The 8,902-nt window shown below is 69.2% G+C and carries 7 protein-coding genes; 2 read left to right on the top strand and 5 right to left on the bottom strand.

Annotation, left to right across the window (positions count from 1 at the left end; translation table 11 throughout):
* A partial coding sequence (locus D588_RS0122445; protein ID WP_017917600.1) for a TSUP family transporter occupies positions 1 to 372 on the top strand: 372 nt, incomplete at its 5' end.
* Between the two features lie 351 nt (positions 373 to 723).
* Here D588_RS0122445 and D588_RS0122450 read toward each other — a convergent pair.
* The 4 genes from D588_RS0122450 to D588_RS0122465 form a co-directional block, all read right to left on the bottom strand.
* Entirely contained in the window at positions 724 to 2,901 is a 2,178-nt protein-coding gene (locus D588_RS0122450) for a carboxy terminal-processing peptidase (RefSeq protein WP_017917601.1), read from the bottom strand.
* A 220-nt stretch (positions 2,902 to 3,121) separates the two neighbouring features.
* Positions 3,122 to 4,132: a lipoyl synthase gene (gene lipA, locus D588_RS0122455; protein ID WP_026144004.1), complete on the bottom strand. Its 1,011-nt coding sequence runs from the start codon at positions 4,130 to 4,132 to the stop codon at positions 3,122 to 3,124.
* A 22-nt stretch (positions 4,133 to 4,154) separates the two neighbouring features.
* Entirely contained in the window at positions 4,155 to 4,862 is a 708-nt protein-coding gene (gene lipB / locus D588_RS0122460; protein ID WP_081613631.1) for a lipoyl(octanoyl) transferase LipB, read from the bottom strand.
* Positions 4,850 to 5,128, bottom strand: a complete 279-nt coding sequence (locus D588_RS0122465; protein ID WP_017908125.1) for a YbeD family protein — start codon at positions 5,126 to 5,128, stop codon at positions 4,850 to 4,852. The genes lipB and D588_RS0122465 overlap by 13 nt, the downstream gene beginning before the upstream one ends.
* A 328-nt stretch (positions 5,129 to 5,456) precedes the next feature.
* Here D588_RS0122465 and D588_RS0122470 point away from each other — a divergent pair, with 328 nt between their 5' ends.
* A complete protein-coding gene (locus tag D588_RS0122470; protein WP_026144005.1) occupies positions 5,457 to 6,512 on the top strand; it encodes a lipid A deacylase LpxR family protein in 1,056 nt (351 codons plus the stop codon).
* 194 nt (positions 6,513 to 6,706) lie between these two features.
* Here D588_RS0122470 and D588_RS28675 read toward each other — a convergent pair.
* A partial coding sequence (locus D588_RS28675) for an XVIPCD domain-containing protein (protein WP_017917604.1) occupies positions 6,707 to 8,902 on the bottom strand: 2,196 nt, incomplete at its 5' end.

Below are 8,902 nucleotides of genomic sequence, written 5' to 3' on the forward strand. Positions count from 1 at the left end.
CCATCGCAGGCGCGCTGGGCGGCGGCGCCCGTGGGCCTGGCGACCGGATTGCTGACCGGCGCCACCGGCGTGTTCGTGTTGCCGGTGCTGCCCTACCTGGTGGCGCTGGATCTGTCGCGGGAGGCGCTGATGCGCGCGCTCGGCAGTTGCTTCGCCGCGGCCACGCTTGCGCTGGCCGCAGCCCTCGTCGCGCACGGGGCATTCCCCACCCAGGCGCTGGGTACGTCGTTGCTGGCGCTGCTGCCCACTGCCGTGGGCATGTGGCTGGGAACGCGGCTGCGCCAACGCATCTCCGCCAGCGCGTTCCGCCGCGTGTTCTTCCTGACCTTGCTGGCACTGGGCCTGCACCAGGTGTGGCAGGCGCTGGGCTAGGGCGTGTCATCAATTCCCGAGTATGCCGCGTTGGGTCTGGCAGGCGCGCGGCCGGCGTTGCGTGGCGCAGCGCCTGACTGGCCGTCAGGTCAAGCCGCGCGGCGCCGGCAGCGCGCCTGCCAGGCCCAACCCGAAGGGCCGTGATTGCGCGCGCCCATGGCCGCGTCGTCGCGACGACGCGGGATGTGGGAGCAACCTGATCGCGAAATTACCCTCCTACCGGGCAAGCAGAATCCGCTTGCGCGTGGCGGAACAGATTGCGAGAGATGGACTGACGCCGCTCCCACAAAAAAACGCGCCACCGCTGGGCGATGGCGCGTTCGGTGTTTCGCGCGACGCTAGAGCGCGGGCTCAGTCGGCCCAGCGCCCCGGGCCCGTGGACTGCGGCAGCACCTGCACCGACAGCGGACGGTCCTTCTCCAGCAGGTTGACCGCATCGCTCAGGATCGAGGCCGATTCGCGCAGCAGCGGATCCGGACGCTTGTCGACCAGCTTCTCGCGCGCGGCGTCCTTGACGATGTCGCGCTCGTTGCCGGTCAGGCCGTCGTCGCTGCTGTCGTCGGCCAGCGGATCCAGCGGCAGGCCGAGCTGCTTGCGGATCTCCTGGCGCTGCTTGCGCTGCGCGTCCTGCTTTTCACGCTCGGCGCGGCGCTCGGCCTCGTTGAGCACCACGTACTTCTTCGCCGCCTCGGTGCGGAACTGGCGCACGTCCTCTTCCCACCACTGGAATTCCTTGTCGTTGGCGATGCGCGTGGTATGCAGCGCCTCCAGCTTGGGCAGCAGCGGCGCGAAATTGCCGTACTGGGTGTGCGGCACCGCGGCGATGCGGCTCCACGGCAGGGCGTTGTCGTAGGTGCTTTCGCCGAACTCGGTGGCATCGACGCTGGCCGGGAAGGCGATGTCCGGCACAACACCCTTGTGCTGGGTGCTGCTGCCGCTGACGCGGAAGAACTGGGCGATGGTCAGCTTGACCTGGCCGAAGCGGTCGGTCTCGTTGGCCGGCCAGCGGTCCAGGTCGACGATGTTCTGCACCGTGCCCTTGCCGAAGCTGGTCTCGCCGATGATCAGGCCGCGGCCGTAATCCTGGATGGCGCCGGCGAAGATCTCCGACGCCGAGGCCGAGCCGCGGTTGATCAGCACCGCCAGCGGGCCGTCCCAGGCCACGGCCGGGTTCTGGTCGCTGTTGACGGTGACGCGGCCGCCGGATTCGCGCACCTGCACCACCGGACCCTGCTCGATGAACAGGCCGGTCAGCTCGATCGCCTCGTCCAGCGAACCGCCGCCGTTGTTGCGCAGGTCCAGCACCACGCCGTCGACCTTGTCGGTCTTGAACCCGGCCAGCAGCTTGGCCACGTCGCGGGTCGCCGAGGCATAGTCCTTGGCGTTGCGGCGGCGGCCTTCGAAGTCCTGGTAGAACGCCGGCAGCTTGATCACGCCGATGCGCCGCGCCGGCTCGCCGTCCTTGGCCGGCAGCTCGATGGTCTCGCCCTTGGCGGCCTGTTCGGCCAGGCGCACCTTCTGCCGGGTCAGCAGCACTTGGCGATGCTTGCCGTCCACGCCGGCTTCGGCGGGGATGTACTCCAGGCGCACCTGTGTGTCCTTGTCGCCGCGGATCTTGGCGACCACGTCGTCGATGCGCCAGCCGATCACGTCCTCGACCGGACCGCTCTTGCCCTGGCCGACGCCGACGATGCGATCGCCCGGCTTGAGCGTGCCGTCCAGCGCGGCCGGACCGCCCGGGATCACCTCGCGGATCACCACCAGGTCGTCCTGCTTCTGCAGCTGCGCGCCGATGCCTTCCAGCGACAGCGACATCTGCTGGTTGAAGTTCTCGGCGGTGCGCGGGGTGAAGTAGTCGGTGTGCGGATCGACCGTGTTGGTGTAGGCGTTCATGAAGAACTGGAACACGTCCTCGCTCTTCAGTTCCTTCACCGAGTCGTCGAGGTTGGCGTAGCGCTTGTCCAGAGTCTTGCGGATGTCGTCCGGCTTCTTGCCGGCGAGCTTCAGCCGCAGCCAGTCGTTCATCACCGACTTGCGCCACAGTGCATCCAGTTCCTGGTCGTCCTTGGCCCACGGCGCATTCTTGCGGTCGTACTCGAACTTCTCGTCGCCGTCGAAGTTGAAGTCCTGCTTGAGCAGCTTGCGCGCGTAGGCGATGCGCTCGTCCACCCGCTGCCGGTACACGGCGAAGATCTGGAACGCCGGTTCCAGCTGGCCGGAGGCGATGTTGGCGCCAAGGTTGTTCTGGAAGCTGGCGAACTTGTCGACGTCGGCCTGGGTGAAGAACTGCTTGCTGCCGTCCAGGGTCTCCAGATACTTCTTGAAGACCTCCTTGGAGGTCGCCTCGTCGAGGGCGCGCGGCCGGTAGGCGTAGCGGCTGTCGGAGAGCAGGCCGTACACCAGCTTGGCGGTGGTGGCCTGGTCGGCGGTGGCAGCGGCCGGCAGGGCGGGCGCATCGGTACGGGCGAACAGCGCCAGCGGTGCGGTCAGCGCAAACGCCAGCAGGAAGGCGGAAGCTTTGAATTTCATCTGGGGACTCTCGGCACCAGGCCGTCAGGGGGGCAGCACATCGCGTGAGACAACACGACAGTGACGCAAGTTGCAGGCCGTGTCACCTGTTCATGAAGCAGACTAGCTGCCGGCTTGCGCAGAAATGTGAACGCTGCCGGTGCGAGCCGCGCGGACGGTCGCTTTGCGGCGACGAACGTGCGTCGTCGCCGCGGCCATGCGCAATGCGCGCGCAGGACGATCAGGCGGCGACGCCGGCGCCAGCCGCCTGGCGATCGGCGTGATAGGACGAACGCACCATCGGCCCGGAAGCGACGTGGCTGAAGCCCAGCGCGTTGCCGTACTCCTCCAGCGCCTTGTATTCGTCCGGCGTCCAGTAGCGCATCACCGGGTGGTGATGGGCGGTCGGCTGCAGGTACTGGCCGATGGTGACCATGTCCACGTCGTGCGCACGCAGGTCGCGCAGGGTCGCCTGCACCTGCTCCAGGGTCTCGCCCAGGCCGAGCATGATGCCGGACTTGGTGGCGATGGCCGGATGCTGCGCCTTGAACTTCTTCAGCAGGGTCAGCGACCACTGGTAGTCGGCGCCGGGACGCACGTTCGGGTACAGGTCCGGCACGGTCTCGATGTTGTGGTTGAACACGTCCGGCGGATTGGTCGCCAGGATCTCCAGCGCGCGGTCCATGCGGCCCTTGCCGCGGAAGTCCGGGGTCAGGATCTCGATGCGGGTGGTCGGCGCGGCGACGCGGATCGCACCGATGCAGTCGGCGAAATGCTGGGCACCGCCATCGCGCAGGTCGTCGCGGTCGACGCTGGTCACCACCACGTACTTCAGGCCCATGTCGGCCACGGTCTGCGCCAGGCTGGCCGGCTCGCCCGCATCCGGCGGCTTGGGCCGGCCGTGTGCGACATCGCAGAACGAGCAGCGGCGGGTGCAGACCTCGCCGAGGATCATGAAGGTGGCGGTGCCGTGGCCGAAGCACTCGTGGATGTTCGGGCAGCTGGCCTCTTCGCAGACGGTGACCAGGCGATTCTCGCGCAGCTTGGCCTTGAGGGTCTGCACCGCATTGCCGGAGGGAATGCGCACGCGGATCCACGAGGGTTTGCGCAGCACCGGCGCGTCGGCGAACTGCACCGGCGAGCGCGCGATCTTGTCGCCGCCCAACTGCTTGACGCCGGTCTGCAGCGGCGCGGGCGCGCTGTCGCCGGAAAGGACCTGCAAGGGAATGGAGCGTGCGCTGGGCTGGGTCATGGCGTGGTCGGCGGGCAGGCGGTCAGGCCGCGTGCGTGAGCGAAAGATCGGGCAAGGCGTCGAGCGGCTGCAGGGTCAGCCCGAACTGGCGCGCCAGTTGGGCCAGCAGGACCGGAGTGACCGCCTGCATGCCGGAAGGACCGCCCAAGTCTAGCACCGCGGTCACCTGCAGGCCCTGGTAGCCGCAGGGATTGATCCGGTGGAACGGCTCCAGGTCCATCGCCACGTTGAACGACAGGCCGTGGAAGGTGCAGCCGCGGCGCACGCGGATGCCGAGCGCGGCGACCTTGGCGTCGCCGACGTAGACGCCCGGCGCGCCGTCGCGGCGTTCGCCGAGGATGTTCCATTCGTCGAGGGTGTCGATGATCGCCTGCTCGATCCGGCACACGTAGTCGCGCACGCCGATGTGCAGCCGGCGCAGGTCCAGCAGCGGGTACACCACCAGCTGGCCGGGGCCGTGATAGGTGACCTGGCCGCCGCGATCGACCTGCAGCACCGGGATGTCGCCCGGTGCCAGCACGTGTTCCGGCTTGCCGGCCTGGCCGAGGGTGAACACCGGCTCGTGTTCGACCACCCACAGTTCGTCGGGGGTGGCCTCGTCGCGCGCGTCGGTGAAGCGCTGCATCGCCCGCCACACCGGCTCGTAGGGCTGGCGGCCGAGCTGGCGGACGCCGCACGGTGGCAGCGTCGGTGCCGGCGCCACTGGCGCGTCCCCGGCTACAGCGTCCACTTCACTTCCGGGTGTTCGCGCAGCGCCTGATGCGCGGCGTCGTACTGGGCGCGGTCCACGGCACGGAAGGCGATGCGCACCGACACGTACTTGCCGTTGGACGAATGCTTCCAACTGACGCGCTCCTCCATCACCTCCACGCCGGCCGCGGCGAGCAGGCGCGGCAGTTCGGCCTCCAGGCCGGTGTTGGCGGTGCCCATGGCGCTGAGTTCGAACACGCCGGGGAACTGGAAACCGTGATCGGGGTTATCGGAAGTGATGTCCATGTCCGCATTATCGGGCCGGCGCCGGGCAAACCCAAGGCCGGCCACGGTGCGCAGACAGCGCCCCGGGATCCCGGAGCCGCGCAGCACGGAGATCCGGCCGCACTCCAGGCACCGGCATGGCCTCCCTGCGCGTCATTGCGCACCACCGCCTTCACGCCGCAAGAGGGCAGATGGGACAGACAAACCCAAACGGACGAATTTGTCCGCTACGGCGCTTTTGCCTATCCTTCACTGCACGGGCTGCGTTCATGGTCCGGGGTGGCGCCGGCACCGACCGCCTGCAGGCGTACATCGCCGCTCACTCCCTTTCCGACCAGAGACGCCGCTCATGCCGTCATCCCGCCCGTTGCTTCCGCTGGCCGTCGCCCTCGCCGCCGCGGCTGCGCCCGCCGTTGCCACCGCGCAATGCCCACGCGACACCCTGGAAGCGACCGCGCCCACCGTCAACGTCCGCGTCGACAACGACCTGTTCGGCGGCGCCGGCCAGGACCAGGGCTATACCAATGGGTTCGGCCTGATCATCGTCTCGCCGAACCTGCGCGACTACACCGACGACCCCTGCCTGCCGCGACTGGCGCGGGCGGCGAACCGCGCCCTGACCTGGCTGCAGCCGAACAGCGACTTCACCCAGCGCAACATGACCTTCGCGGTCGGGCAAGCGCTGTTCACCCCCACCGACAAGACCCGCCGCGACCTGATCGAGGACGACCGTCCCTACGCCGGCCTGTTGCTGATGAACATCGGCTACAACGCGCGCAACGACGACCGCCTGCGTGCCACCCAACTCACCCTGGGCCTGATCGGCCCGTCGGCGCAGGGCAAGCAGGTGCAGGATGCGGTGCACGCCCTGCTCGGCGACGCCAAGTTCCAGGGCTGGGACAACCAGTTGCACGACGAACCGGTGTTCCGCGTGCTGCACGAACGCCTGCGCCGCTGGTCCGGCGACGGCAGCCGCGACGGCTGGGGGTGGGACGCGATCAGCCACTGGGGCGGCGCGCTGGGCACGCTGGACACCCACGCCAATGCCGGCATGGAACTGCGCCTGGGCTGGAAGCTGCCGGACGATTTCGGCAGTTCGCCGCTGCGTCCCGCCGGCGAGAACGTCGCCCCGCCGGCCGACAGCGTCGGCAGCGGCTGGTCAGCGCATCTGTTCGTGACCAGCGATGGACGCTGGGTCTTGCGCGACATCACTCTGGACGGCAACACCTTCCGCGACAGCCACAGCGTGAAGAAGCGCCCCTTCGTCGGCGACGCCGGCATCGGCCTGGCGGTGATGCGCGGCAAATGGAAGTTCGCCCTCGCCCGCTACTGGCGCACCCGCGAGTTCGACCTGCAGCGGCAGACGCCGGTGTTCGGGAGCTTTACGATCAGTCGGAGGTTGTGAGCGGCGGCATGCGGCGGGAGCGGCAAGCGCATTGAGCGATGGCGCGCGTCAGCGCCAAGACGGCACATCGCCCCACAGTAATCGGCAGGCTTGCGAGTTCGGCGCAGGATGCTCACCACCAGCCGGAAGCGTGATTTTCATGCAGTGGCATCCGACCTGCACGCGCGGTCCGCAACCAGGCGAACGGGCCAACCTCACCCCATTGCAGGCCCGTTCTTGCCGCCAGGCCCTTCCTGCTGCCGTTGCTGCGCCTCCAGCGCCAATTGCTGCTCGCGCTGCTGATTGAATGCCTGCGCCTGCTGCACCGTGTCCTGCATCGGCGCGACCGGTTGCGCCACGTCGGTCGCGGCGCGGAAGCCAGGGGTCGTGCCCTCTACCCACAGGTTGTCGCCGGCCATCCGCACCCGGTCGATCTTGCCCGCATCGGCGATCCCGGCCTGCTTGGCGCCGAGCACGGCCTGGGCCACGTGGTCGTCGCCGATATGCGCCGGCACGTCCTGGCGGATGCGCGCGAACATCGCCTGGTCGGCCGCCGACAGGGCCGCAACGCCCTGCGTATGCGCGGCGCTGCGCTCAGCCGCGGGCGCCTGGCTCACCAGGTGCGGCGAGCGCAGTTGCGCCCACTGGTTGGCGTAATCTGCCATCTCCCCCGACTGCGCCGCCGCCGGATCGACCTTCACCATCTTCGGCGCCGCGAAGGCGCTGTCGCGCTGCAGCCCCTGCACCTGGCCGTCGGTGCTCATCGTCACGTTGGTGAAGCGCAGCCCTTCGCGCTCGCCCTTGACCAGCAGCGCCGCGGCCACCTTCTCGCTGTGCGGACCGGAGCCGATACCCTGCCCTGCTTCCATGTAACGCACTTCGCGCAGTGTCCGCGAGAACTCGGTGTGGCCGGGGTGGGATGGATCGCGCAGGTCGCCTGCCCGAGGTGGCATTGCGGGCGGCGCGGCGGGAGCGACGGGGCGGGCGGGTTCAGCGGACCACGCAGGCTCCCGCTGGGGCGCTGGGGCATCGGGCGCCACTTGCGGAGACACAGACGAGGGCTCCCTCGTCTGATCGCGCGATCGCTCGGCCGCCAGCGCTTTCACCGATGTGTAGGTGGCCTCCAGTTCGTCTCGCAGGTTGCCGGACGCCTGGCGCGTGCCCAGCCAACCCTCGCGCGTCCACTGCCCTTCTGCATTGCGCGTGTAGACATGCCCATCCGATCCCGGCTGGACCTGCGGGCTGTCGCGTGCCTGGGTCACCGCTTCGGGAACAGGACCATAGCGATCCCAACCCGCTTGCGCATGCAGCTCGGTGTAAGCGGCCGCGATCGCCGCCGGCGAACGTGACGCGTTGTAGGCCACTACCGACTGCGCGAAGGCATCCAGGGCAGCGGCCTTCTCAGGATCGGCGCGGTCGCGAACCGTATGCATCACGTTGCGCTCCAGCAAGCCATCGGCGACCTGCCGGGTCCATTGGCCGCTGTGCCCATCGCGCTCCCAGGGCGCCTCGCGCAGGCTCGGCCGATCGCTGGCGTCTGCCGGGACACGGTAGGGATCGATCGGCACGTCCGGCGTGGCCAGGCGCAACTGCACCGCGCGGCTGGCCGCCTTGAAGGTCAGCTCGTCGGCGATCTGCGGCGGTGCGGTCTCTTGATGGGTCACGGAGAGGCCGTGATCGCCGAAGGCGTCCACCACCGTGCGGGTCCAGCCCTTGTCCGGCGCCTTCGGATCGAAGCTCCAGTCAACGCCGGTGCGATCGGTCTGATTGTTGATGCGGCGCTGCTCCAGCCATTGCACCGCCTCGTTGGCCCCCATGGCGCCGACCACGCCACCGGCCAGCCCGGTCAGCACCAATCCTGGCCCGGTCTCCACGCCCGCCACCGCGCCGATCTGCGCGCCCAGCGCTCCCCCGGCCCAGCCGCCGACGTTGCGTGCGCCGAACTGCAGCAGCTGCGCCTGCGCGCCGACGGCATTACCTTGCGCCTGCAACTGACCGACGCTGCGCCCGGTTTCGGCGGCGTCGTAGACCGTGGCAGCGGCGCCAAGCATGCCCATCCCACGTATTGCCACCGGCTTGACCCGCACATTGAAGTCCACCGTGTGCGCCGCGGCTGCCTGCCGCTCCACGCCTTCCACAACCTGCAACTGCGCGCGCTCGGCGAGCAACTGCGCGGCCGTCCCCGACGCCACGTTGGCGTTGTGCGGCAGCTGTTCGGGCAGTTCGGCGTGCCAGCTGCGCTGCCCCTGCCAACCGGCATTGACGCCACGCGTCACCGCCGGATCCTGCAGGCGCGCCTCGCGCGCCTCCCGCAACACCTGGCCCGCTGCGCGCGTATCGTGCCGGCTGTCGTAGAGTTCGACGCCTTCGCGGTTGAACAGACGGATCGGCGCCGTGGTCTGCTGCTGCAC

Origin of the sequence: Xanthomonas sp. SHU 308, assembly GCF_000364645.1 — a bacterium.
Lineage (GTDB): Bacteria > Pseudomonadota > Gammaproteobacteria > Xanthomonadales > Xanthomonadaceae > Xanthomonas_A > Xanthomonas_A sontii.

What these genes read in the sequence shown, in the direction of transcription:
- D588_RS0122450 (WP_017917601.1), bottom strand. Translation starts at nt 2,901, where the DNA reads ATGAAATTCAAAGCTTCCGCCTTCCTGCTGGCGTTTGCGCTGACCGCA.
- lipA (WP_026144004.1), bottom strand. Translation starts at nt 4,132, where the DNA reads ATGACCCAGCCCAGCGCACGCTCCATTCCCTTGCAGGTCCTTTCCGGC.
- D588_RS0122465 (WP_017908125.1), bottom strand. Translation starts at nt 5,128, where the DNA reads ATGGACATCACTTCCGATAACCCCGATCACGGTTTCCAGTTCCCCGGC.
- D588_RS0122470 (WP_026144005.1), top strand. Translation starts at nt 5,457, where the DNA reads ATGCCGTCATCCCGCCCGTTGCTTCCGCTGGCCGTCGCCCTCGCCGCC.